The following is a 23,543-nucleotide window of genomic DNA, read 5'->3' on the forward strand; positions in this document are numbered from 1 at the left end:
GCACCCTGGACGTCAGCGCGCCGCGGGCACCAGCAGGGTGGTCAGCAGGTCGTCGAGGCTGACGATGCCGATCGTGGCGTCGTCGTCGCGGACGAGCGCGAGCTGGCTGTGGCCGGCCCGGAGCGCCGACACCGCGTCCGACACCGAGGCGCCCGCGTGCAGGGCCGGGACGCGGTAGGCGAGCTGCTCGGCGGTGACGTCGCGGGAGCGGCGGCGCGCCAGGTAGGCGTCGCGGATGTGGACGACGCCCAGCGGCGCCGCGGCGGGGCCGACGATCAGGCGCGAGCGTCCGGCGCTCAGGCAGGCGTCGACCACGTCCTGGGCCGAGGCGGCGGCGGGCACGCCGACGATCCGGTCGATCGGGGTGATCAGCCCGGCGATGCCGGTGTTCGGGGCGTGCAGGGCCTGGGTGAGCACGGCGTGGTCGTCGGCCTCGATGAGCCCGAGCCTGCGCGACTCCTCCACCAGGTGCTGGAGCTGCTCGGGGGTGCGCGGGTTGGCGTCACCCTCCCGGGGCCGGACCTTGAACAGGCGGAGCAGCGCGTCGCTGACGGCGTTCAGCACGCTGATCACGGGACGGACGACCAGCGTGAAGCCGCGGAACGGCAGCGCCAGGACGGTGGCCGAGCGCTCCGGATGAGCGATCGCCCAGGACTTGGGCGCCATCTCGCCGAGGACCATGTGCAGGAAGGTCACGATGGCCAGCGCGATGACGAAGGCGACCGCGTGCGCGGCGGCCTCGGGCAGCCCGGCGGCGTGGAACAGCGGGGTGAGCGTGCCGGCGATGAGCGGCTCGGAGACCACGCCGAGGCCGAGCGAGCAGAGCGTGATGCCGAGCTGGGCGCCGGCCAGCATCAGCGACAGCTCCTTGATCCCCGCCAGCGCCGCCGCGGCGGACCGGCTGCCCTGCGCGGCGGCCTTCTCCAGGCGGTGGCGCTTGGCGGCGACCAGGGCGAACTCGGCGGCGACGAAGAAGCCGTTGCCGGCCAGCAGGAACAGGGTGAGGGCCAGGCCCAGGGACAGGTTCACGACTGCTGCTCGCCTTCGTGCCGGTACGGGGTGAGGCGGACGCGCTCGGGGACGTGGCGGTTCAGGGTCAGCACCTCGATGCGGGCGTGGGTGGGCGCGCCGGGGTCGAGGGTGGCGGGCAGGTCCGCGGTGATCACGTCGCCGGGCACGGCGAAGCGGCCCAGCCGGTGCAGGATGAGCCCGGCCAGCGTGTCGTAGTCGTCCTCGTCCGGCAGACTCAGGTCCGTGGCCAGGGCGATCTCGTCTATCCGCAGGCCCGCGTCCAGCTCCCAGCCGTCGCCGCGGCGCACCGCGGCGGGCGTGTCGGCGTCGTTCTCGTCGGCGATCTCCCCGACCAGCTCTTCGGCGACGTCCTCCCAGGTGACCAGGCCGGCCAGGCCGCCGTGCTCGTCGACCACGCAGGCCACCTCCTCGCCGCGCGCGTGGAGCTGGCCGGCCAGGTCCGGCAGCGGCTGCGAGAACGGCACGACGAGCACCTCGCGGGCCAGGTCGCCGACCCGGGTGGTGGCCGCCGCGCCGGTCGGCACGGCGGCGACGTCCCGCAGGCTGACCAGCCCGGCGACGTCGTCCAGCGTGGCGCCGAGCACCGGATAGTGCGTGTGGCCGTGGGCGGCGATGAGCTCGTCCAGCTCGGCGACGGTCGCCGACGCGGCGACGGCCACCACGTCGGCCCGGGGCACCATGACCTCTTCGGCGGTGTGGTCGGAGAAGGCGAGCGCCCGCTCCAGCACGTCGGCCTGGCTGCCGGGCAGGTGGCCGTGCGCCTCGGACTCGCCGATGATGTGGCCGAGCTCCTCCAGGGTGGCGCCGTGGTGCAGCTCCTCGACCGGCTCGATCCCGACCGCGCGCAGCAGCCTGTTGGCGGTGGCGTCGAACAGCTTGATGATCGGCCCGGCCACGGCCAGGTAGATCAGGGTCGACGAGGCCAGCGCGCGGGCCAGCGGCTCCGGCCTGGCCAGCGCCAGGTTCTTCGGGGCGAGCTCGCCGATCACCATCTGGATGATCGTGGCGAGCGCGAACCCGATCGCCAGCGCCACCGCGTCCACCGCGCCCGCCGGCATGCCGAGCGCGGTCAGGGCGGGTGAGATCAGGTCGGCCAGGGCCGGGCGGGCGATGAAGCCGACCACGAGCGCGGTGACGGTGATGCCGAGCTGCGCGCCGGACAGCATGAACGACAGCCGCTCCAGCACCTTGACGGCCTTGGCCGCCTTCTTGTCGCCTGCGGCCGCCTGCTGCGTCAGCGCGAGCCGGTCGGCGGTGACGTAGGCGAACTCCTGGGCGACGAAGTAGCCGGTGGCCAGGGTGAGGACGAAGATGGCCACCAGGCCCAGCGCGACGCTCATCGCGCGCACCCCCGTCCCGGCACCGCGCCTCGGCACTCAATCGTGTTCAGGTCAGCCGGCACCGGCTCCACCATCTCTTTCCTTTCGAAGCCGGGGCCTGGACCTGCGACCGGCGAGTGGGCGCGTGCCGGACAAACCGTCCGCACGCGCCGTTTTCGACGCTAGCCGATCGTGCGGCCCCGGCTGCCACCAGGCCACATCTTCCCAGGCAACAAGCAGGAAAGGGACCTATCGGTGGCCCGCGTGCCCCCAGTCCAGCAGAGCCTGCGCGGTCTGGAAGCGGCGGCCGGAGTCGGTCTCGCCGAGGATCACGCCGACCAGGCGGTTGCCGTCGCGCTCGCCGGCGAAGGCGAGCGTGTAGCCCGCGTCCCTGGTGTAGCCGGTCTTCACGCCGAGGGCGCCCGGCGCGGCGAGGAGGCGGTTGGTGTTCTTCCACGCGTACGAGCCGTGCTCGGACGTCGACTCCACGGCGTGGTACCGGGTCGAGGTGATCTTCTTGAGGGTCGGGTCGTCCAGCGTCGCCTTGGCGAGTGTCGCCTGGTCGCGGGCGGTGGAGTGGCCGCCGCCCTGGTAGGGCATGCCGTCGGCGTTCACGTACACGGTGTCGGTCATGCCGAGCTTGCGGGCGGTGTCGTTCATCTCGGCGACGAACCCGGGCACGCCGGGGCCGTAGGCGCGGGCGAGCGCGTGCGCGGCGTCGGCGCCGGACGGGAGCATCAGCCCGTACAGCAGGTTCTCGACGGTGAGGGTGTCGCCGGCGCGCAGGTGGGCCACCGACGCGCCGCCCTGGCTGCCGTACTCGACGTCCTCGGCGGTGATCGTGACCTTGTCCGTCGGCTTGGCCTGCTTGAGCACGGTGTAGGCGGTCATCGCCTTGGTGAGGCTGGCGACCGGCCTGCGCAGGTCGGCCTCCTTGCTGAAGTGCACCTCGCCGCTCTTCGCGTCCATCAGGTACGCGGCGCTGCCGGCCACGGAGGGGGCGTTGGCGAGGGGCCGCTCGACGGCCGCGGCCGGAGTGGCGGCCTGGGCGGCGCCGGCGGCGGTGGTCATGGCGCCCGCGGCTACGGCGAGGCCGAGCAGGGCGCTGCTGATCCGATGGCTGATCCGATGGCTGATCCGATGGGTGAGACGCATGAGGGGATTGCTCCTAGCTTCCATGCCGCCTACCGGGTTAGCTGACGGGTTCGGGCGTGGAAGTGCCCTACGGCGCGAGATCGGGCGCCGATTCACCCCGGAATGAGAGTGGGTCCCCGGCTCCGCCGGATGGCGGATTAGGCGGCCGCGCGAAGGCGCGGTCCGGGCAGAACGCAGCGGTCGCATGGCGGACCCCGCTGCTGCAAGCCTCAAACGTAGCAAAAAGGCACAAAACGGTCAAATGTTCGCCTATGAAGCTCAGTACGTGGCGCGTCCGCCGCTGATGTCGTACACGGCGCCGGTGGAGAAGCTGACCTTGTCGGAAGCCAGCCAGGCGATCAGCTCGGCGACCTCCTCGGGGCGGCCGACGCGGCGCATCGGGATGAGCCCGGTGATGTGCGCCAGCGCCTCCGGGCCGGTGTCGGCGTTCATCGGGGTCTCGATGACGGCCGGGGCGATCACGTTGGCCAGCACGCCGCTGGTGGCGAGTTCCTTGCCGAGCGACTTGGTCAGCGCGATGACGGCGGCCTTCGAGGCGGAGTACGGCGCCATGTCGGGGTTGCCGTCCTTGCCGGCCATGCTGGCGATGTTGACGACGCGGCCCCACCCGCGCTCGCGCATGCCGGGCACGAAGGCGCGGCAGGTGTGGAAGGTGCCGTCGACGTTGACCTCGAAGGTGCGCCGCCAGCCGTCGAGCGGGAGCTGCCAGAGCGGGGCGTTGGGGCCGACGATCCCGGCGGAGTTGACCAGGATGTCGACCGGGCCGATCTCGTCGGCGGCGGCCTGGACGGCGGCGGCGTCGGTGACGTCCACGACCAGGTCCGCGCCGTCGGCGACGTCGAGGGTGACGACCCGGACGCCGTCGGCTTCCAGGCGGACGGCGGCGGCTCTGCCCAGGCCGCTGACCCCGCCGGTGATGAGAGCGGTGCGCATGTCTCTTTCCAATAGTTGGAACCGATAACACATGAGTGGAACTGTCTGCGAGGCTAACCGGCTCCCGCCGCCTGAGGGAAGGCTTCTCCGGGAGCAACTTCCGTTTCCTGGAACGACGGTCTAACGTACGGAATATGCCCGAATGGACGGAGGAGCAGCGGCTCGTAGGCTCCGATCGCGTGCTGGCGGTGCTCGCGGAGCTGGCCCGTCACCCCGACGGGGTGGGGCTGGAGGAGATGGCGCGGGCGGTGGACAGCTCGAAGCCGACGGTGCACCGCGCGCTGGCCTCGCTGCGCCGGGCCGGGTTCGCCAGCCGGCACGGACACGGCCGCTACGTGCTCGGCGACGAGTTCCTGCGCATGGCCTTCGCCCACCACGAGGCCCGCCCCGACCACGTCCGGGTGACCCCGATCCTTGAGGCGCTGTGCGACCGGTACGGCGAGACGGTGCACTACGCGGTGCTCGACGGCCCCTGGGTCGTCTACCGCTCCAAGCTCGACCCGCCGTCCGGGGCGGTGCGGCTGAGCTCCGTGGTGGGCGGCCGCAACCCGGCCCACTGCACCGGCGTGGGCAAGATGCTGCTGGCCGCCGCACTGCCCGACGAGGACGCGGTGCGCGCCTGGGTGGGCGACAGGACGCTGGAGCGGCCCACCGGCCGCTCCATCGGCACGGCCGGGGAACTGCACGCCGAGCTGGTACGGGTCCGCAGGCAGGGCTATGCCGTCGACGACCAGGAGAACGAGCCGGGCGTCAACTGCCTGGCGGTCCCGGCCTACCTGACCTCGCCCACCGTGCCCAGCGGTGCGATCAGCATCAGCGGCCTCGCCTACCGCACCCCCGTGCGGGCGCTCGTGGACGACCTGCCCGCCATCCTCGCCATCGTCTCCGGCGATCGGCCCCCTTCCAGCTAACGGAGAAGACACGTGCAGCTCATGCGCATCGGCGCGCCAGGCGCCGAGAAGCCCGTCGTCCGCGTGGACGAGACCCACTACATCGACGTCTCCGACGTCACCCCCGACTTCGACGAGCGGTTCTTCGCCCGGGGAGGCGCCGCCCTGCTCGCCGACCGGGTCGCCGCGGGCCGGCGCCGCGCGTTCGCCGGCGAGCGCGTCGGCGCCCCGATCGCCAGGCCGCACCAGATCCTCTGCATCGGCCTCAACTACAGCGACCACGCCGCCGAGACCGGCCAGGCCGTCCCCGACGAGCCGATCCTGTTCACCAAGTCGCCCAACACCCTGGTCGGGCCGTACGACGACGTGCGCATCCCGCGCGGCTCCACCAAGACCGACTGGGAGGTCGAGCTCGGCATCGTCATCGGCAGGCGCACCTCCTACCTCGACTCGGTGGAGGAGGCCCGCGACGCCATCGCCGGCTACTGCGTGGTCAACGACGTCAGCGAGCGCGCCTTCCAGATGGAGCGCGGCGGCCAGTGGAGCAAGGGCAAGTCCGCGGAGACCTTCAACCCGGCCGGTCCCTGGCTCGTCACCCCTGACGAGATCGCCGACGTCACGAACCTCGGCATGTGGCTGACGGTCAACGGCGTGCGCCGCCAGACCGGCACCACCAAGACGATGATCTTCGACCCGTACGTCATCGTGCACCACCTGAGCCAGTTCATGGTGCTGGAGCCGGGGGACCTGATCAACACCGGCACCCCGCCCGGCGTCGGCATGGGCCAGAACCCGCCCGTCTGGCTCCGGCCCGGCGACGTGATGGAGCTCGGCATCGACGGCCTGGGCAGCCAGCGCCAGAAGGTGATCGGCCCCCGGTGACGCGGGCGCTGGTGCTGACCGGCCCGGGGGAGGCGGAGGTCCAGGAGGTCGAGCCGCCGGTCGCCGCGCCCGGGGAGGTGGTGGTGGACGTCGAAAGGGCCGGCGTGTGCGGCACCGACGTCGAGCTGTTCACCGGCCACATGAGCTATCTGAGCACCGGCCGGTCCCGTTACCCGTTACGGCCGGGCCACGAGTGGTGCGGGCGCGTCACGGCCGCCGGCGAGGGCGTGGACCCCGCCTGGCTCGGCCGCCGCGTCACCGGCGACACCATGCTCGGCTGCGGCCACTGCGCCCGCTGCCGCGCCGGCCGCCACCACGTGTGCGCCGAGCTGGCCGAGATCGGCATCAGCCGGGGCCGCCCCGGCGCGCTGGCCGAACAAGTCGCCGTGCCCGTCACCGCCCTGCACCGGCTGCCGGACACCGTGGACCCCGCGCTCGGCGCCCTCGTCGAGCCCGGCGGCAACGCGCTGCGGGCCGTCCGCGGCCCCGCCCTGGATCCGGGCGAGCGGCTGCTGGTCCTGGGGACTGGCACGATCGGCCTGCTCGCGGCGCTGTTCGCCCGCGCCCAAGGCGTCGAGGTCCACCTGATGGGCCGCGACCACGAGGGCCTGCGCCTGGCCGCGGACCTCGGCTTCACCGGCGCCTGGACCAGGGCGTCGCTGCCCGCGCTGCCCTGGCACGCCGTCATCGACGCCTCCAACGCGCCCGGACTGCCCGCACTCGCGCTCGACCTCGTCGAACCCGCCGGCCGCCTCGTCTACATCGGCCTGGCCCGGACCCCGTCCACCCTCGACACCCGCGACCTCGTGCTCAAGGACGTCACCGCCGTCGGCATCCTGGGCGGCTCGGCCGGTCTGGCCGGCGCGATCGCCGCCTACGCCGACGGCTCGGTGGACGCCCGCCCGCTGGTCGCGGCCACGGTCGGCCTCGCCGAGACGGCCGGCGTCCTCGCCGGCCGCCGTCCCGGAGGCGCCGGTCCGAAGATCCACATCGACCCCCGGCGCTGACGCCGCCTGGACAACCCTTCGCTCGGCATGATCACATATGGCGCTGTTCGCTTGCGTCTCCAAGTGAAAGGCGTTCACGTGTTAAAACGAAGCGTTACGGGGCTCTTAGCCCTTGTCGTCCTGGTCCTCGGTACCGGCATGCCGGGCGCGGCGGCGGACGGCGGCGCCCCCACAGACCCCGGGCCCGTCTACAAGACGGTCACCGACAAGAGCGCGAAGCTCTCCCTCCAGACGTTCGGACGCCCGGACGGGAAGGACATGGTCTTCCGGATCTCCGGCTCGGTGTACGCGAACATCGAGGGCAACAGCCTGGACCCGGAGCTGCGCCACGGCCAGAAGCTCTTCAACATCGAGGGCTACAACATCCGGCGGCTGTACCGGGTCCCCGGGACGACCCAGCTCTACCAGCTCTCCCGCGAGATCGTCTTCTACACCGACCCGGCCGACCCGAAGCACGTCGTGCGCACGTGGAAGAACCCGGTCGACGGCAAGACGTATCCCGTCGTCCCCATCAACAACGACACGGTCAACTTCGGCCCGTTCCCGATCACTTCCTCCTACGTCGGCCCGCCGCTGCAGCGCCTGCACGACGAGACCGTGTGGACCAGCGACATCCCCGTGCGGACGGACTTCGGCGCCACCCTCGGCGAGCGGTTCGGCCTGGTCGGCGGCGTGTACGCGGCGCAGGAGATGTTCGACTTCTCCGTGGACGACCGCGAGGTGGCGGCCCGCACCAAGCCCGGCGTCCCGTCCGGCGCGATGAAGACGAAGATCAGCTGGTCGCGGACCAGCCCGTGGGCGCCGTTCATGTGCCTGGCGGAGACCGACGTGCGCGGCCAGCTCACCTACCACGCCCGCAGCTGGTCGCTGAGCTCGTACGCCGACATCGAGCCGTGGCTGCGGGCCGAGGTCGAGAAGAGCCATCCGCTGTACAAGGCCGCCCCCGGCGCGCCTGGGCCGAGCGAGAACTCGTGGACCTCCTTCTACAACAAGCAGCTCGGCAAGGGCGCCACCACCTGGGCAGGCTGGTGCGCCGCCAACGGCCGCGCCTGAACCGCCCGCCAAGGCGGAGCCACGACGGCTCCGCCTGGTAGGACGCGTCAGGCCACGGGATGCGGCGCGGTGCGGGACCGGGTGGCCATCAGGTGGTCGATGAGCGCCAGCAGCACGTCGCGCCCCGCCGCCCGGTCGCGGGCGTCACCGAGCACCAGCGGCACCTGCGGGTCGAGGTCGAGCGCCTTGCGGATCTCCTCCCGCGTCCGGTCACGGACACCGTGGAAGCAGTTGACGCCGACGACGAAGGGGATGCCGCGGCTCTCGAAGAAGTCGATCGACGCGAAGCTCACCTCCAGCCGGCGGGTGTCCACCAGGACGACCGCGCCCATCGCCCCGTTGACGAGGTCGTTCCACATGAACCAGAAGCGCTCCTGGCCGGGCGTGCCGAACAGGTAGAGCACGAGCTGCCTGTTGATGGTGATGCGGCCGAAGTCCAGCGCGACGGTGGTGGTGGACTTGCCGCCCACGCCCTCCAGGTCGTCGACGCCGACACTGGCGTGGGTCAGGTACTCCTCCGTGCGCAGGGGGGCGACCTCGCTCACCGCGCCGACCAGGGTCGTCTTCCCGACGCCGAAACCGCCGGCGACCAGGATCTTCACTGCCAGGGGAGCGGCGTCCGCATGGTCAGAGTTCGCGTAGCCCATCCCTCACCGCCTCAAGGATTGCCATGTCGGGGAAACCGCCTGCCTGTGCGAAGGAGAGCGGCGGCCGGGCCAGCACCTGACCCGACTCGATCAGATCGCCGATGAGGATCTTGGTCACCGACACCGGCAGGTTCAGCGCGGCGGCGACCTCGGCCACCGCCAGCGGCCGCTTGCAGAGCGTGAAGATGGTGCGGTGCTCCGGCTGCATCCTTCTCCGGCCGCGCGCGGCTTCCGGAAAGGCCTCGGAGACCGTCGTCACCAGGGTGATCAGCGCCAGGTCGTCCCGCTCGGGCGCGGTCCGTCCGCCGGTGATCGTGTAGGGACGGACGAGGGACTCGTCGGCGTCTTCGTCCTCGAAGCCCTCCGTCCAGTGCCTCATCCGTGTCTCCCCCCGTCATGCGGGGGGCGCGCCTCGGTGCCCAGCGCCTGGCCCACCTGCTGGATCAGGGTGTGCATCGCGACGCTCATCAGCTCGGCGTCGACCTCCTGGGACGCGACCACGGCCAGATGGGTCCCCCGGCCCGCCGCCGTGACGAACAGCCACAGGTCGGCCATCTCGATGATCACCTGGTGGACCGGGCCGCCGCTGAACAGCTGCCCCACGCCGCGGGCCAGGCTCTGCTGGCCGGTGGCGATCGCCGCCAGGCGTTCGGCGTCCGCGCGTTCGATGGTCCTGGACCGGCTGATCACCAGGCCGTCGTCGGACAGCACGATGGCGTGCCGGGTGCCCGCGACCCGGTCGACCAGGCCGTCCAGGAGCCAGTCCACGTCTATGTTCGTGGCGGTGGTGCGCTGCGTCATCATCGATCTTCCGTCGTAGGGGAACTGGACTCGGCGGATCCGCCCTGCCCGGGCCGGGAGGCGTCGTCACCGGTCCGGCGCTTGCGGGACTGCCTCTGGAAGGCGCCGATCGCGGCACTGGACCGGCCGGGCTGGTCGCGCACGGCGAACTCCTGGCCGGTCCGTTCGTCTCTGGCCGCCGGGACCTTGAGCTCCGCGGCGAGGCTGGCCTGGCGCACCCGCTGGGGGAGCGGCCGGAGGCCGGACGTCGCCGGCGCGTCGTCCCGTTCCGGTGACGCCGAGGCGGTCACGTGCGCCATCGCGCGTCCTCTGGAACGGGCCGGCAGATCGCCTTCCTCGTGAGCCGGGCGGGCGTCTTCCCGGGGACTGGAGACCTCCTCGGGAACCGGCACCGCGCGGGGCCGGTCCACCACCAGCGACTCGGGGATCAGCACGATGACCCGGGTGCCGCCGAAGGCCGACGACCGCAGCTCCACCTTGAGTCCCAGGCCCGCGGAGAGCCGGGCGACCACGTACAGGCCGAGACGCACGTCGTCGGCGTGGGTCATCACGTCGAGCCGCGGCGGCGACCGCAACAGGTCGTTGGCGGCCTCGTACTGCTCGGGCTCCATGCCCAGGCCGCGGTCCTCGATCTCCACGGCGACGCCCCGGCTGACCGGCGCGGCGCGCACCTCCACGGGGGTCAGCGGCCTGGAGAAGGCGGTGGCGTTCTCCATGAGCTCGGCCAGGACGTGGACCAGCGGTCCGACCGCGCGCTCCGCGATCCAGGACTCGCCCTCGACGTCGATCGCGATCCGGCGGTAGTCCTGGACCTCGCCCTGCGCGGCGCGCAGGACGTCGAGCAGGTGGACGGGCTTGCGCCAGCGGCGCTGCGGCTGCCCGCCGCCCAGGATCACCAGGTTCTCCTCGTAGCGGCGCAGCCGGGCGGTGAGGTGGTCCAGGTCGAACAGGCCCTCCAGCACCTCGGGGTCCTCGTGCCTGCGCTCCAGCTCGTCCAGCTTCTTCAGCTGCAGGCCGATGAGGATCTGGGTGCGGCGGGCGATGCGCTGGAGCATGCGCTGGAAGCCGCGGTGCTGCTCGGCCTGCCGCACGGCGGTGAGCACGGCGCTGCGGCTGGCCAGGTTGAGCGCCTGCCCGAGCTCGCCGAGCTCGTCGGGGGTGGGCTGGAGCGTGCGCACCTCCGCGTCCACGTCGACGTCCTCGCCGCGTTCGAGCCGGGCGACCACGTCGGGCAGCCGCTCCTGGAGCTCGTGGGCCTCGTGGCGCAGGTGCAGGATGCGGCGGCGGAGAATGGCGGTGAGCCGCCAGCTGGTGAAGATCACCAGAGCCAGGGCGAGCAGGCCGACGCTGGAGATGCTGACGAAGACGGTGAAGACCATGCGGGCGTGGTCGTAACCGATCTTGCTGACGTTCTCGAACCGGAGGTCGAGCAGCTGCCGCAGCTGTCCGGTGACCGCCTCCACCGAGGAGCGCCAGGCGACGCTGTCGCCGCGGAGCGTCACCTGGTCACCCTCGGGGGCGCTGGTGATCAGCCGCTCCTCCATGGCGGTCATGGTCGCCCACGCCTTGCCGTCCGTCAGCTTCGCGTACGGGGTCTCGTCGCCCTTGAGAGCGGGGATCACCCGGGAGCGCATGAGGTGGTTCCTGGCGCCGATGGCGTCGGAGACGAGGACGTACTCGTTCCTCGTCAGGCGCCCCGTCCCCCAGCCGCGGGCCAGCACGGCGTCTTCGCGGCCGAGCAGGTTGACGACCCAGTAAAGGTCGCTCAGCGCCTGCGCCTCCCTGTTGACCTGGCCCTCGTCGGTCCTGCCGAGCGTGGTCAGCACGCCGAGGCCCGACTCCAGCACGCCGCTGTAGTAGTCGAACGCGCGCTGCGCGCCGGACCGGCCGGCGTCCACCGCCCGGCGCTGCTCGGCGAGGAGGCCGAGGCCGCGATCGGTTTCGGCGATGGCGTCGGCGAGCCCTTCCTGCGCGTCGGGGACGTCCAGGGCGGTCAGCGGACGGAACGCTGCCACGGCCTGGTCGGTCACCCGGCGCTGCTCGGTGAGCTCGGCGCGGGCGCTCGCCGAGCCGGCCAGCACCTCCGCGGTGAGCCGCCGCTCCCGGTCGAGGCCGAAGAACAGGGCGGACGCGGGTACGCCCACCGTGGTGGTGGCCAGGTCCATCTGGGCCTTCTCCGCCTGCCACTGCGTGAACAACTGGTTCATGCCCGAAGCGAGCAGCGGGGCGAAGGTCAGGCTCGGCACGAACACGACGATGAGCAGCACGGTGCGCAACGGCAGCCGCCGGACACCGCCCCGTCGCCGTGGGCCGTCGCCGGACGGCCCCGCTAACCCGTTCCCGTCGTCCATCGTCCCCGTCCGTTGTCGCCCGGTCCTGCCTGACTCAGCCACGTGCGGGACACTCTCCTCGGCGATCGGTGCGTTCTTGGAGAAGATCGCCACATCGGCGACCGATGCCCGATCGTAGCCATGAGGCAGTTGAGTCGAAAGCCCCCGATTTGCCAGTACGGGTCGGGCTTCCCGGAGTGCTCTGACCCGTGGGCGCCCTGAGATGTGGGATCGCGCGTCAGGGACCGGAGGACGCGAGCCGGCGTACGGCTTCGATCAGCTCGGCCCGGTCGGCGGCGCCGGCGAAACTGAGGCGCAGGTAGGCGGCGGGGAGCTCGGTGGCGAAGAAGCGGTCGCCGGCGCTGACGGCGACGCCGTGCTGACGGGCCGTGCCGGCGACCGCGGTTTCGTCGGCGCCGTGCGGCAGGCGGACCCAGAGGTGGAGCCCGCCCGCGGGGACGCGGTCGAGTGTCCAGCCGGGAAGCTCGCGCGTGACGGCGGCCGCCAGCGTCCCGCACCGCTCCCGCAGCGCCACCGCCAGGGCGCGGACATGCCGGTCCCACGCCGGAGAGCTGAGGAGTTCGAGCGCCGTCTCCTGGAGCGGGCGGCTGATGAAGAAGTCGTCGACCAGCCGGACGGCGCGCAGGCGTGCCATCACGGGGCCCCGGGCCACCAGGGCGCCGATGCGCAGGCTCGGCGCCGCCGGTTTGGTGAGCGAGGTCAGGTAGATCACGGTGCCGTCGCGGTCGTCGGCCAGCAGGGGCGGCGGCGCCGGCGTGCCGTGGCCGAGGTGCCGCGCGAAGTCGTCCTCGATCACGAACGCGCCCGCCGCCCTGGCCGCGTCGATGATCTCCCTGCGGCGTGGCGGCGCCAGCACGGCCCCGGTGGGGTTGTGATGGGTCGGCTGGCAGTAGAGCAGGCGGGCGCGGGTCATGCCGAAGGCGTCGGCCAGGAGGCCGGGCCGCAGGCCGTCGGCGTCCATGGGCACCGGGACCGGGCGCAGGCCGGCCGCTCTGGCCGCCGCGATCGCCCCCGGGTAGGTGGGCGACTCCACCAGGACGGGGTCGCCGGGCCCGGCGATGGCGCGGAACGCCATGGACAGGGCGCTCTGCCCGCCGGCGGTGACCAGGATGTCGTCCGCGTGCACGCCGTCGCCGGCCATGGTGGCGAACACGCTGCGCAGGGCCGCCAGGCCGCCGGCGGGGGCGCGGTCCCAGGCGTCGGGGCGGCGCGCCGCGCGGGCCAGCGCCGCGGTCAGGATCTTGCCGGGCTGGAGCGACCGATGCAGGTAGCCGCCGTCCAGCATGATCGTCCCCGCGGGCGGCGGGCCGCCGGCGTCGGTGAGGAGGCGGGTGTCCACGCTCCGGTCGGCGAGGGTGACGGTCTGCCAGGAGGTGTCGGCCACCTCGGCGCGCCGCCGGGCGCGGGCGGCGACGTAGGTGCCGCTGCCCGGACGGGTGACCACCACGCCCTCGGCGGCCAGCGTGGCGATCGCCTGCGACACGGTGGCGGGGCCCACCCGGTGGCGCCGGATCAGCTCCCGGCTGCTCGGCAGCCGGTCACCCGGCGCCAGCCGCTCGATCTCCGCGCGAAGCCTGGCCGCCAGCTCGACCGAACTGCTACCGTCTGACATGAGGATCGATAATAGCGCTTCCAGCATCTCCCCAGAATCGCTTCTGGACGTCGCCGCCCTGCGCGCCGACACTCCCGGGGCCGCGGGCGTCGTGCACTTCAACAACGCCGGTTGCGGCCTCATGGCCGCGCCCGTGCTGGCCGCGATGGTCGACCACCTGCGGCTGGAGGCGGACCTCGGCGGGTACGAGGCTGCGGCCGCCCGCGCCGAGCAGGTCCGCGGCTTCTACGCCGAGACCGCCGCGCTGATCAACTGCGCTCCCGAGAACATCGCCTTCGCCGGTAGCGCCACCCACGCGTTCTCCACCGCCCTGTCGGCGATCCCGTTCGAGGCGGGCGACGTCATCCTCACCACCCGCAACGACTTCATCTCCAACCAGATCGCCTTCCTGTCGCTGCGCAAGAGGTTCGGCGTACGGATCGTGCACGCGCCCGACGTGCCCGAGGGCGGGGTGGACGTGGCGGCGATGGCCGCGCTGATGCGCCTGCACCGCCCGCGCCTGGTGACCGTCACCCACATCCCCACCAACTCCGGACTGGTCCAGCCGGTCGCCGAGATCGGCCGGCTCTGCCGCGAACTGGACCTGCTCTACCTGGTCGACGCCTGCCAGTCCGTCGGCCAGTACCCGATCGACGTCGAGGAGATCGGCTGCGACCTGCTCACCGCCACCTGCCGCAAGTTCCTGCGCGGCCCCCGCGGCTCCGGCTTCCTGTACGTGTCCGACCGGGTGCTGCGCGCGGGCTACGAACCGCTGTTCATCGACATGTACGGGGCGCGCTGGGTCGAGCCCGGCCGCTACGAGCCGGTCGAGACGGCGGCCAGGTTCGAGGACTGGGAGTTCCCGTACGCCCTCGTCCTCGGCTGCGCGGCCGCCGCGCGCTACGCCCGCGAGGTCGGCATGGACGCCATCGGCCGCCGCACCCCAGCCCTGGCCGCCCGCCTGCGCGACGCGCTCGCCGGCCTGCCGGGGATCCGCGTCCTCGACCACGGCCGGCGCCTGGGCGCCCTGGTCACCTTTGTCGTGGACGGCTGGGAGCCGGAGCCGTTCAAGGCGGCCATGGACGCCCGCCGGATCAACTCGGCGCTCAGCTTCCGCCACTTCGCGCAGTTCGACTTCGGCGACAAGGACGTCGACTGGTGCCTGCGCCTGTCGCCGCACTACTACAACACCGAACAGGAGGTGGACGAGGTCGTCGCGGCGGTCGCCGGCCTCACCGCCGCCGGATCGTCCTGACCCGGGTCAGACCCGTACCACCGCGGTGCGGGTGCGTCCGCGGGTGCCGTCCAGCTCGATCTTGACCGCCCGTTTGGCTCTGCGGACGCCGCGGTCGCGTTCCCCTAGCGACTTCACCGCCCAGGGCAGCGTGATCCTCACCTCGCCGGCGGTCCTGGACGGGTCGGAGACCGCGAGCCTGGCCCGCCCGCCGTCGCGGTGGACCAGCAGCGCGCACGGGCCGTCGGCGGCGAGCGGCCCGTCCGGCGTCTTCACGGTCCCCGCGCGCCAGAAGACGGCGGCGAGCAGGCCGTCGCGGGAGATCGCCTGCGCCGTTCCGTTGTTGGCGAGGATCTCGACCTCCTCGCGGTAGGTCGAGGTCCGGGCGAAGGAGGCGCCGGGCAGCACGGCGTAGGCGTAGCGCGCCTTGCGCGGGTCGACGCCGTGGTCGACGAGGATCGTCGTGTAGTGCCTGGCGACGCGGGTGGTGTCGCCTCCGGTGGTGGCGCCCTTGTCGATGTCGCGCCAGCGGCCGGTGCGCTTCTCGCGGACCAGCTTCGGGGCGGTGCCGTCGAGCAGCGCGTAGCCGCCCACGCCGGACAGATGGATCCAGTCGTCGCCCCGGGTCAGCGCGGGGTGGCAGTCGTGGGTGTTGCGGTTCTCCACCACGGTCTCGACGCGGCGGCCGTCGGAGGCCGTGATGCCGGCGCCGAGCGCGATCACCGCGTCGTCGAGCAGGAACCACGCCTTCTTGGCCCGCAGCGAGGAGCCGCCGGCGACCAGCCTCATGGCCGCCACGCCGTACCCGCCGTCGAGCGCCACGCCACCGGCCCACGGGGTCGGCGGCAGGCGGCGCTCGCCGTGCCGGAGGTCGGCGCGTCTGCGGCGGTCGACCGTGGTGCCCGGCAGCCGGTACGGGTCGATCGTGGGCCACAGGTCGTCGTTCCAGTGGGTGAGGTCGTCGGTGTAGAGGTACGTCATGCCGTCGCCGGTGTACCAGCCGCGCAGGTTCTCCCGGTTCATGGCCTCGGCCGCGCCGATCCGCTCCGAGCTCATCGCGATCGCGAAGGCCCAGGTGGGGCGGCGGTGCACGACCCGGTCCATGTCGGGGAAGACGTACGTGCCCGTCGTGCGCGGTCCGACCGGCACGGACGGGTCCTCCAGCAGGGCCCTGGCCTTCGCGATGCTCGCCGGCGGCGCGAGCGTCTCGTACGGGACGGCCTGGTTGCGGGTGAGCCAGCCCTTCACCATCGGCCGCCAGCGCCTGGCATGGCGCTCGGGCGCCGCCTCCAGCAGGGTGAGGATGGCCTCGACCGTCCTCTGCCCCGCGTGGTAGTCGCGGTGGCCCTGGCGTGAGATGGCCCGGCCGCGTACGCAGTCCATCATCAGCCCGTCGAAGACGAACGGCACGAAGGAGCGGTCCACGATGTCGTGGACCTTCCCGCTGTCGGGGATCGCCCAGGGCGAGCCGGCGAGCATGGCGATCAGCTTGGCCACGCTCTCCAGGTAGTCGACGCCGTAGCTGCCGGTGTAGGGGTACACGTCGTGCTGGATGAACGAGCCGTCGCGGTGGAAGCCGTCGCCCGGGCCCCTGGTCGTCCGCAGCAGGTCGGAGACCGCGTCCTTGGCCCGCTTGACGAGGCGGGCGTCGTGGGTCAGCAGTCCCCGCATCGCCACGGCCATGGCCTTGCTCGCCCGGTTGGCGCCGGTCTCGACCACCCCGGGGTGACTGACGCGCCGCTCCGGGTCGGGGCACCAGCGGCGTAACGGGCGCAGCCAGCGTCTGAGGCGATCCTGGGGCAGGCCGTCGTACATCAGCGCGCAGGTGTCGGTCAGCGAGCGGGGCACGCCGATCTCCCACCAGTACCAGTTGCTGCCCCTCGGGTCGAGCTTCTCGTGGTAGGCGTGCTCGTACAGGAAGTCCAGCGCCCTGGCCGCCGTCTCGGCGACCTGCTCGTCCCGGTGCATGGCGGTGCCCGGCGTGGCCCAGCCCAGCGCCAGGGTGCGCATCCGGTTGTAGGCGCGGTTGAAGTCGCCCGTCCGGGGGTCGTCCAGCGGCAGGTCCGGCCACAGGCTCGGCCGATCGTGGTCGGGCCTCAGCTTGCGCAGCACCGCGTGGGCCGAGCCCTCGACCGCCCGCGTCTTGTCGGCGTGGGCGGCGTGGTACGTCCCGCCGGCCAGCAGGTCCACCCAGCGCTCACGCGCGGCGTCGAACGCGGCCCTCCCGACCGCCTCGGCCGGTCTGTCCCCGAGGGCGAGACCGGTCACGGCCGCGGCGCCCAGCAGGGCGGACCGCCGGCTGAGGGGGTGAATCATGAAGGCCTTTCCGACAATCTGGCGGATATCACATGAAAAGATCATAGGTTGACGGGCGAGTGGCTATCTCGACTCTGCCACGGTGAGCCGCGCCCGAACCTCCCGTAACTCCGGCCGCTGACCTCGGGCTGAGCAACCGGTTGATGGAGATATCTTTCATTGACGATTCCATATTGGTTGAATACTTTCACCTGTCATTCCCTCTACCCCCCAAGGGAACAGCCCATGAGAATCATCACCCGCTGGTTATCCACCGTCGTGGCGGCCTCTCTGGTCCTGCTCGGCCCGGCGGACCCCGCGGCGGCCGCGACCACCACGGTCGACAACGCCACCGCCGGACGGTTCACCGCAGGCCCCGACTGGGGCACGTCGGCATGGTCCGCCCAGCGGCACGGCGCGGACTACCGGTTCGCGGCACCGAACACCGTCACGAGCGACGCCGCCTGGTTCAAGGCGTCGATCGCCGAGGCCGGGGCCCACCTGGTCGAGGTCTGGTATCCGGCGGACGCCGGCTACAACAGCGCCACCCCGTTCATGGTGGCGACCACAGGCGGCACCCGCAGCGTGGTCGTCGACCAGCGCGCCAACGGCGGCCGCTGGGTCAGCCTCGGCACCTTCACCCTGGCCGCCGGCGACTACAACGTGGTCGGCGTCAGCCGCTGGACCAGCCAGCCCGGCTACGTCGTCGCCGACGCGGTCCGGATCACCTCCTCGACCGGAGCGGTCGCGTTCTCGCTGCCCGTCCCCCGGAGCGCGCTGCCCCGCGGCGAGTACGACGACCCGCACCACGACTATCCCGCGATCGACCTCCCGGTCTGGACCGGCACCCCGGCGTACGCGGTGCGCGCCGGCACGGTGACGGTCATCGACGACAGCTCGTGCGGGCGCGGCATCAACCTGACCGGAACCGACGGGGCCGTCTACACGTACTGCCACTTCTCGTCGTGGTCGGTCTCCAACGGCGCGGCCGTCGCCCCCGGGCAGCAGATCGGGCTGACCGGCAACACCGGCAACTCGACCGGTCCGCACCTGCACTTCGGCATCCGTACCGGCAGCACCAGGCGGTGCCCGCAGAACTTCCTGCTGGCCGTCTACGACGGCGCCACGCCGCCGGCGGCGAGCAGCCTGCCCACCACGGGCTGCTTCTACGCCACCCGTTCGACCGAACCGGTCATCCCGCTCGGCTGACCGACGGCGAGCCCGCCGGCACCCGGCCGGCGGGCTCCACACGACCCGTCAGCTCACCGGCGCGGACGGGTCGGGCCGGTCCGCCGGAGCCGTTCCTGCTGGGCCGGCGGCTGACGGTGGTGCGCAGGGGGCGCACAAGGTCGCGACGAAGCTCCGCAGGATGCGCGCGGACACCGGATGGGTGACGTTCCGCAGCGCGGCCAGGGCCGCGCGGTGGGCGTCCTCGCAGCCGGTCGCGGCCAGGTCCATGGCCTCGGACCGGGCGCCAGGGTCGCCCGCGAGCAGGCCGCCGGTGATCCCCGGCAGGTCGTCGGGGATGGCGGAGAGCCGTCCCGCGAGCATGGCGGGCAGGGTGACGTCGAGCCGGGTGCGCTCGCCGCGGAGCGCGAGGACCTCCTCGGCGTGCAGGAAGGCGTGCCCGCTGTGGCCGCCGAAGCTCCGCAGCGCGCCGACGGTCTCGGGGGACGCCCCGCCGAGCTGCGCCCCGATGCGGGAGGGGAACTCCAGCAGCGCGGCGAACACCTCTCCCGCCCGCGACCGGCCCGCCGGGTCGATCCTGGCGGCGCGCAGCGCGGCGAGCTCGCCCAGCCAGTCCGCGAACGACCACGACACCTCCGGCGCCGAGGCCGCCACCAGCCGTGACGCCTGGGCCAGCAGGAAGTCGCCCGCCAGCACGGTGCTGGCGACGGCCCAGTCCACCCTCCTGCCCGGGGCCGCACGCGAGGGCATCGGGCCGAGGAAGGCCAGCGCCCCGAGGGTGGCGAGCTCGATCGCGGCGGCGAGGGTGGCCATCGTCGCGTCGGGCGGGTTCCCACCGGCCAGCAACGCGGCGAAGAACGGCACGGCGGGGCGCAGACGCTGGTGGGGAGCCTGTTCCCCGGCGATCAGCAGACGGGCGATGAACGGCCATTCCGCACGGACGGCACGCACCGCGACCTCGTCGCAGGCGAGCAGGAACGGCCCGAGAAGCGCCACGTCGGCGGCGGGCAGCGGCATGAGGTCGGCGGCCGTCAGCCCGGAGAACCCTTCCGGGGTCAGCACGGCCCGCCGGACCTTGGCCGAGACGGGCCGCTCGTCGCCGGCCGTGGCCACCAGGACCCGCCAGGCGAGGTGGTAACGCCGGGCGGCGTGTGTCGCCGTCTCGAAGTAGCCGACGAACGTCGCCGACAGCCGCCGCGTGTAGGCCCGCCCGGCCGCGGCCGCGTCGCCGGGATGGCCGGCGATGGCACGGGCCGCCAGAACGGCGCTCTGCACGGCGTAGCTCAGCCCTTCGCCGGTGAACGGGTTGACCAGCCCGGCCGCGTCGCCGACCAGGAGCCGCCCGTCCTGGACGCTGCGCTCGGGGGAGAAGCCGCTGTTGAGCGCCCCGGTGACCGCCGGGCCCGTGGGGACGGCCGCGGCGAAGCGCGGGTCCCCGCCGGCCAGGACGGTCAGGGCGGTCTGAAGCAGTTCATCCGGGTCGGCGGGGCCGAGCCTGGAGGCGCCGATCGTGCAGGTGCCGGCCGTTCCGCCCGGCACCGCCCACACGCAGGTGGGCCGTTCCGCAGGGTCGATGGTCCGCGGCGCGGGCAGGGCCAGCACGATCGACGTGGTCAGGTCCACTCCGCTGTACGGGCGCGCGCACAGCAGACCTGTGGCGTGCGACGTGCCGGTGGGGGGAGCCCCGGTCGCGAGCACGAGATGGCGTGCCGACACGGTGGTGCCGCCGGTGGAGGCGTGCCAGACGCCTTCCTCCCGTACGGGGTCGGAGACCGTACCGGGGAGCCAGGTGGCGCCCGCGGTGACGGCTGTCCGGCGCAGCCCGTCGAGGAGGCGGCGCCGGCCGCAGACGGCGCTCACGGCCTCGGGCAGCACGTGGCCGTCGCCCGGGCCCAGCCGCAGTTCGACGGCGTCGACGACGCGGGCGCCGGCCTCCTCCAGCGCGCCGACCGACGCCAGGCCGCGCAGGGCCGCCCCGCTCAGCACGAGGTCGTGGTCCGCCCGCCCGTCGTCCTGACCGGCCAGCACGGCACGCAGGCCGTGCCGGGCCAGCTCGGCGGCGGCGATCGCCCCGGCCGGCCCGGCGCCGACGACGAGCACGTCGGCCGCGAGATGAACGGTCATGAAGGGACGTCCAGGAGGGAGGTGGTGAGCGCGGCCAGGCGGTCGCGGGGGTCGCCCGCGGGCAGCCCGCGCAGGGCGTCGAGCGCCTGACCATGCCAGTCGGCGGCCAGCCGGGCCGCGGCCTCCAGCCCGCCGCGGTCCTTGATGAGAGCGTGCGCCTCGGGCAGGTCCCGGACGCCGAACGACGGCGACAGCAGCAGCCTGGCGAGCTCCCCGCCCCGGTCGGCGCGTAGCGCGTACAGGGTGGGGGCGCCGAACAGGCCCAGCGCGTGGTCGGTGCCGATCGGCTTGCCCGAGCCGGACGGGCTCAGGTCCAGGCAGTCGTCGAGGATCTGGAAGGTGACGCCGAGCGCCGCGCCGAACCGTACCAGCGCGTCCGTCTCACCCGGCCCGCACCGGCCCTCCGCGGCGCCGAGCAGGCAGCACAGCCGGAACAGCTCGGCGGTCTTGCACCGCACGACCTCCAGGTAGGCGGGCAGGGGGAAGGCGGTGTCGAAGGCGCGCTCGACGTCGAGCAGTTCGCCGTAGGCGAGCGTGGCGACGGCCGTGCTGACCGCCCCGGCGACGCCTTCCCCGAGGTCGGCGGCCTCCGTGCCCACCAGCGCGAAGCAGGCCAGCCCGGCGAGCATGGCCTGTTCGGTGCCGACCGCCGTGTGCGCGGCCGGCGCTCCCCGGCGGGTCCGCGCCTCGTCGATGACGTCGTCGTGCAGGAGCGAGGCCAGGTGGGCCAGCTCCACCACGGCGCCGAGGCGTACCAGCCGGCCGGGGTCGGGCGTGCCGAAGGCCGCGCAGGCGGCCAGCAGCCGCGGCCGGGCGAACTTGCCCGGCCCGGCGATCAGCGTCCGCACCGGGCCCCGGACCAGCTCCGGCAGATCGTCGGCCAGGCGCGAGAGCCGGTCGTGCACCCCGGCGGTGAAGGATCCGGGCGGTGCCGTGGTCGTCATCCCGGTATTTCCAGCGGCCCGTTCGTCTCGATGGTCGGCACCGCGGCGATGGCGTCGTAGACGAGTTTGTACAGGTCCGGCTGGTTCATGTAGGCGAGCACCTGCCGCCGGTTCATGCCGAGGGTGGGCGTCAGCGCCTCCTGGAAGAGCTTGAAGGCGAGCCGGCCCTCCTCCGCGGTCAGCACCGTCTGGTTCAGGCCGTAGATGATCATGGCGACGTCTTCGAGATGTTCTTCCGTGACGACGGCGGTCGAGCCGGGGTCGGCCAGCACCGTGGCCATGAAGTCGTGATATTTCGTGTAGTACTGCGAGGCGTAGGAGAGCTCCGACCCGGTGGCCTGCTTGCCCGCCAGCCGGTCGACCACCGCCTGCTGGTTGAGGTAGGCGAGGCGGGTAAGGAGCCTGCCGACCAGGCTCTGGGCCAGGAAGTCGTCCCGCAGGTCGTCGGCGAGGTCGTTGTCCTGGGTCAGCGGCAGGCGGTAGTAGTCGCCGACGGTCGACAGGAGCGGGCACGGACGCTGGTTCTCGGGCTCGACGAACGTGGAGCCGTCGCCTCCCGCGAACACCGCCGAGCCGGAGTCCCCGGGTGAGCCGAAGCTCTCGGTGAGGATGAGATCGGTGAACCGGATCGAGTCGAGGTACGACTCGACGCCGATGGCGGTGATGGTGCTGGAGCTGTAGCCCGAGGTTCTGCCGACCTTCTCGATCTTCATGTACGGCTCGGGGGCCACCACCGCGTCGGGGGCCGCCACCACCTTGCCGCTCGCGTCCCTGACGGCCACCGACACGTCGAGGGCGGCGAGGGCCTTGTCCATCCTGACGAGCGCGTTGGTGCCGTACCCGTCGCCCGCGGTGTGGATGCCGACGACGGGGTGATCGGCCGACGGGCCGGGCATGCGGTCGAGCGCGGGCTCCAGGACGAAGCCCTTCTGGTCGGTCAGCTCGGCGATGGCGGCGTCGACGCTGGTGCCGTCGTCGATGGGCGCCCAGCGTTTCACGTAGGCGATGATGTCGTCCGGCCGCGTGCCGCCGTCGTAGGCGCCCGGCTGGATGATGTCCTCCGCCGGGGTGGCCCGTCCCATGCGGGCGATCACGTGGTTGTTGGACAGCAGGCACACCTTGCCGTCCTTGTTGTCCAGCACGAACAGCCCGAGCGTGCCCGCGGTGTCGCCGTCCATGGGGTTGGAGATGCTGCAGCCCGGCCGCGGCGGGCGCATGCGCCCGGTGACCTTGTCGGCGGCCGCGGTCGCCGTCACCGTGCCCATGGTGAACGGTCCGGCCTGGATCACGTCCACTTCGCAGGTGACCCCGTCCACCTCGACGGTCGCGGGCAGCAGCCGGCGGTTGGACACGAGCGCCGCGGGGCGCTTCTTGGCGACCAGGACGACGACGGCGGGCTCCTCGGTCCACTGCCCGCCGCGGCGGCGGAACCCGATGCCGGCGCCGGTGACGTTGGGGTCGGCGCCGAAGGAGTCCAGGATCTTCCGCTTGCCCCGGTGCAGCCGGTCCTCTGTCTCCCGGCTGAGCTTCATCGCGTCTCCAGGTGTCGCAGGGCGTCGGGCCGCATGCCCTGCTCGTGCAGGTGAGCCAGGCCGCCGATCCACACGGTCGCGAGGCTGTCGGAGGCGGGGTCGAAGTGGCGGGAGACGGTGGCCGCGCCGAGCGCGGCGAGCGCGATCAGGCCCTGCCGCTCGGCGGGCGCCGCGGTGGCGGCGGCCCGGCCGATGCCCGCGAGCAGCGCCGGCCGTGGCGCGGCCAGCAGGCCTTGGGAGATCAGGAGGTCGGCCCCGGTACGGACCGCCGCCAGCCGAGCCGGCCGCAGCCTGGCTTCGGTGGCACGCAGCCGGGAGGCGGTGGCCCGGCTGCTCGCCGTGCCCCCTTCGCCGAAGCCGGGGACCTCGATGGGGTAGATCGCTCCGGCCTTGGCCACCCGCAGCGCCATCGTGCGCTGCTCGGGCGACAACGCCTCGGCGGTGGCCGAGGCGGGGGTGGCCGCGGCGGCGCCGACGAGCAGGGTGGATCCTGCCACGCCGGACACGCGCAGCACGGTCCGGCGGGTCACGAAGGCCGATCGAGGTGGGTGGTCGCGCATCAGCC

20 protein-coding genes and 1 riboswitch are annotated in these 23,543 nt (G+C 73.0%); of the genes, 6 read left to right on the top strand and 14 right to left on the bottom strand.

Features of this window, described 5'->3' with window-relative positions:
- Nucleotides 1-12: 12 nt before the first annotated feature.
- The 4 genes from KME79_RS08000 to KME79_RS08015 all read right to left on the bottom strand — a co-directional run bounded on the left by KME79_RS08000 (nucleotide 13) and on the right by KME79_RS08015 (nucleotide 4,439).
- Nucleotides 13-1,029 (bottom strand): hemolysin family protein, encoded by a 1,017-nt coding sequence (locus KME79_RS08000; RefSeq protein ID WP_219543897.1) that lies wholly within the window; start codon nucleotides 1,027-1,029, stop codon nucleotides 13-15.
- Nucleotides 1,026-2,372: a hemolysin family protein gene (locus KME79_RS08005; RefSeq protein ID WP_219543898.1), complete on the bottom strand. Its 1,347-nt coding sequence runs from the start codon at nucleotides 2,370-2,372 to the stop codon at nucleotides 1,026-1,028. The genes KME79_RS08000 and KME79_RS08005 overlap by 4 nt, the downstream gene beginning before the upstream one ends.
- A 228-nt stretch (nucleotides 2,373-2,600) precedes the next feature.
- Complete coding sequence (locus tag KME79_RS08010; protein ID WP_246639428.1) at nucleotides 2,601-3,506, bottom strand: D-alanyl-D-alanine carboxypeptidase family protein; 906 nt, start codon at nucleotides 3,504-3,506, stop codon at nucleotides 2,601-2,603.
- A gap of 11 nt (nucleotides 3,507-3,517) precedes the next feature.
- Nucleotides 3,518-3,660, bottom strand: a riboswitch (cyclic di-AMP (ydaO/yuaA leader).
- Between the two features lie 104 nt (nucleotides 3,661-3,764).
- A complete protein-coding gene (locus KME79_RS08015) occupies nucleotides 3,765-4,439 on the bottom strand; it encodes an SDR family NAD(P)-dependent oxidoreductase (RefSeq protein ID WP_219543899.1) in 675 nt (224 codons plus the stop codon).
- 134 nt (nucleotides 4,440-4,573) lie between these two features.
- Here KME79_RS08015 and KME79_RS08020 point away from each other — a divergent pair, with 134 nt between their 5' ends.
- The 4 genes from KME79_RS08020 (at nucleotide 4,574) to KME79_RS08035 (ending at nucleotide 8,271) form a co-directional block, all read left to right on the top strand.
- Complete coding sequence (locus KME79_RS08020; RefSeq protein ID WP_148029743.1) at nucleotides 4,574-5,350, top strand: IclR family transcriptional regulator; 777 nt, start codon at nucleotides 4,574-4,576, stop codon at nucleotides 5,348-5,350.
- A gap of 12 nt (nucleotides 5,351-5,362) precedes the next feature.
- Nucleotides 5,363-6,211 carry a fumarylacetoacetate hydrolase family protein gene (locus KME79_RS08025; RefSeq protein ID WP_219543900.1) on the top strand — a complete coding sequence of 283 codons (849 nt, stop codon included), beginning with the start codon at nucleotides 5,363-5,365 and terminating at the stop codon, nucleotides 6,209-6,211.
- Nucleotides 6,208-7,218 carry a zinc-dependent alcohol dehydrogenase gene (locus KME79_RS08030; RefSeq protein ID WP_219543901.1) on the top strand — a complete coding sequence of 337 codons (1,011 nt, stop codon included), beginning with the start codon at nucleotides 6,208-6,210 and terminating at the stop codon, nucleotides 7,216-7,218. The genes KME79_RS08025 and KME79_RS08030 overlap by 4 nt, the downstream gene beginning before the upstream one ends.
- 138 nt (nucleotides 7,219-7,356) lie before the next feature.
- On the top strand, nucleotides 7,357-8,271 hold the full coding sequence (locus tag KME79_RS08035) for a DUF1838 family protein (protein WP_148029746.1): 915 nt from the start codon (nucleotides 7,357-7,359) through the stop codon (nucleotides 8,269-8,271).
- Nucleotides 8,272-8,318: 47 nt separating this feature from the next.
- On the opposite strand, the gene KME79_RS08040 is transcribed toward KME79_RS08035, so the two are convergent.
- The 5 genes from KME79_RS08040 to KME79_RS08060 form a co-directional block, all read right to left on the bottom strand.
- The gene (locus KME79_RS08040) at nucleotides 8,319-8,918 is read right to left on the bottom strand and encodes a GTP-binding protein (RefSeq protein WP_148029747.1); all 600 of its coding nucleotides are present in this window, start codon (nucleotides 8,916-8,918) and stop codon (nucleotides 8,319-8,321) included.
- Complete coding sequence (locus KME79_RS08045) at nucleotides 8,899-9,297, bottom strand: DUF742 domain-containing protein (protein WP_148029748.1); 399 nt, start codon at nucleotides 9,295-9,297, stop codon at nucleotides 8,899-8,901. The genes KME79_RS08040 and KME79_RS08045 overlap by 20 nt, the downstream gene beginning before the upstream one ends.
- The gene (locus KME79_RS08050; RefSeq protein WP_148034344.1) at nucleotides 9,294-9,719 is read right to left on the bottom strand and encodes a roadblock/LC7 domain-containing protein; all 426 of its coding nucleotides are present in this window, start codon (nucleotides 9,717-9,719) and stop codon (nucleotides 9,294-9,296) included. The genes KME79_RS08045 and KME79_RS08050 overlap by 4 nt, the downstream gene beginning before the upstream one ends.
- A complete protein-coding gene (locus tag KME79_RS08055; RefSeq protein WP_219543902.1) occupies nucleotides 9,719-12,070 on the bottom strand; it encodes a sensor histidine kinase in 2,352 nt (783 codons plus the stop codon). Before KME79_RS08055 ends, KME79_RS08050 begins: the two co-directional genes overlap by 1 nt.
- 217 nt (nucleotides 12,071-12,287) lie before the next feature.
- Nucleotides 12,288-13,682, bottom strand: coding sequence for an aminotransferase-like domain-containing protein (locus KME79_RS08060; protein WP_219543903.1), 1,395 nt, complete (start codon nucleotides 13,680-13,682; stop codon nucleotides 12,288-12,290).
- On the opposite strand from KME79_RS08060, the gene KME79_RS08065 reads away from it, so the two are divergent.
- The gene (locus tag KME79_RS08065) at nucleotides 13,681-14,916 is read left to right on the top strand and encodes an aminotransferase class V-fold PLP-dependent enzyme (protein WP_219543904.1); all 1,236 of its coding nucleotides are present in this window, start codon (nucleotides 13,681-13,683) and stop codon (nucleotides 14,914-14,916) included. The two genes, KME79_RS08060 and KME79_RS08065, sit on opposite strands and share 2 nt — an antisense overlap.
- Nucleotides 14,917-14,922: 6 nt before the next feature.
- On the opposite strand, the gene KME79_RS08070 is transcribed toward KME79_RS08065, so the two are convergent.
- Nucleotides 14,923-17,211, bottom strand: a complete 2,289-nt coding sequence (locus KME79_RS08070; protein ID WP_219543905.1) for a polysaccharide lyase 8 family protein — start codon at nucleotides 17,209-17,211, stop codon at nucleotides 14,923-14,925.
- A 225-nt stretch (nucleotides 17,212-17,436) separates the two neighbouring features.
- Between KME79_RS08070 and KME79_RS08075 the strand changes: the two genes are divergently transcribed.
- A complete protein-coding gene (locus KME79_RS08075) occupies nucleotides 17,437-18,399 on the top strand; it encodes a golvesin C-terminal-like domain-containing protein (RefSeq protein ID WP_219543906.1) in 963 nt (320 codons plus the stop codon).
- A 48-nt stretch (nucleotides 18,400-18,447) separates the two neighbouring features.
- Here KME79_RS08075 and KME79_RS08080 read toward each other — a convergent pair whose 3' ends face one another.
- The 4 genes from KME79_RS08080 to KME79_RS08095 are packed head-to-tail and all read right to left on the bottom strand — an operon-like array spanning nucleotide 18,448 to nucleotide 23,538.
- Nucleotides 18,448-20,502, bottom strand: coding sequence for an FAD-dependent monooxygenase (locus tag KME79_RS08080; RefSeq protein WP_219543907.1), 2,055 nt, complete (start codon nucleotides 20,500-20,502; stop codon nucleotides 18,448-18,450).
- Nucleotides 20,499-21,446 (bottom strand): polyprenyl synthetase family protein, encoded by a 948-nt coding sequence (locus tag KME79_RS08085; protein WP_219543908.1) that lies wholly within the window; start codon nucleotides 21,444-21,446, stop codon nucleotides 20,499-20,501. Before KME79_RS08085 ends, KME79_RS08080 begins: the two co-directional genes overlap by 4 nt.
- Complete coding sequence (locus KME79_RS08090; protein WP_219543909.1) at nucleotides 21,443-22,978, bottom strand: chymotrypsin family serine protease; 1,536 nt, start codon at nucleotides 22,976-22,978, stop codon at nucleotides 21,443-21,445. The genes KME79_RS08085 and KME79_RS08090 overlap by 4 nt, the downstream gene beginning before the upstream one ends.
- Nucleotides 22,975-23,538 (bottom strand): hypothetical protein, encoded by a 564-nt coding sequence (locus KME79_RS08095; protein ID WP_219543910.1) that lies wholly within the window; start codon nucleotides 23,536-23,538, stop codon nucleotides 22,975-22,977. The genes KME79_RS08090 and KME79_RS08095 overlap by 4 nt, the downstream gene beginning before the upstream one ends.
- Between the last annotated feature and the right edge of the window lie 5 nt (nucleotides 23,539-23,543).

The sequence above is a fragment of the Nonomuraea harbinensis genome, assembly GCF_019396385.1.
GTDB lineage: Bacteria > Actinomycetota > Actinomycetes > Streptosporangiales > Streptosporangiaceae > Nonomuraea > Nonomuraea ferruginea.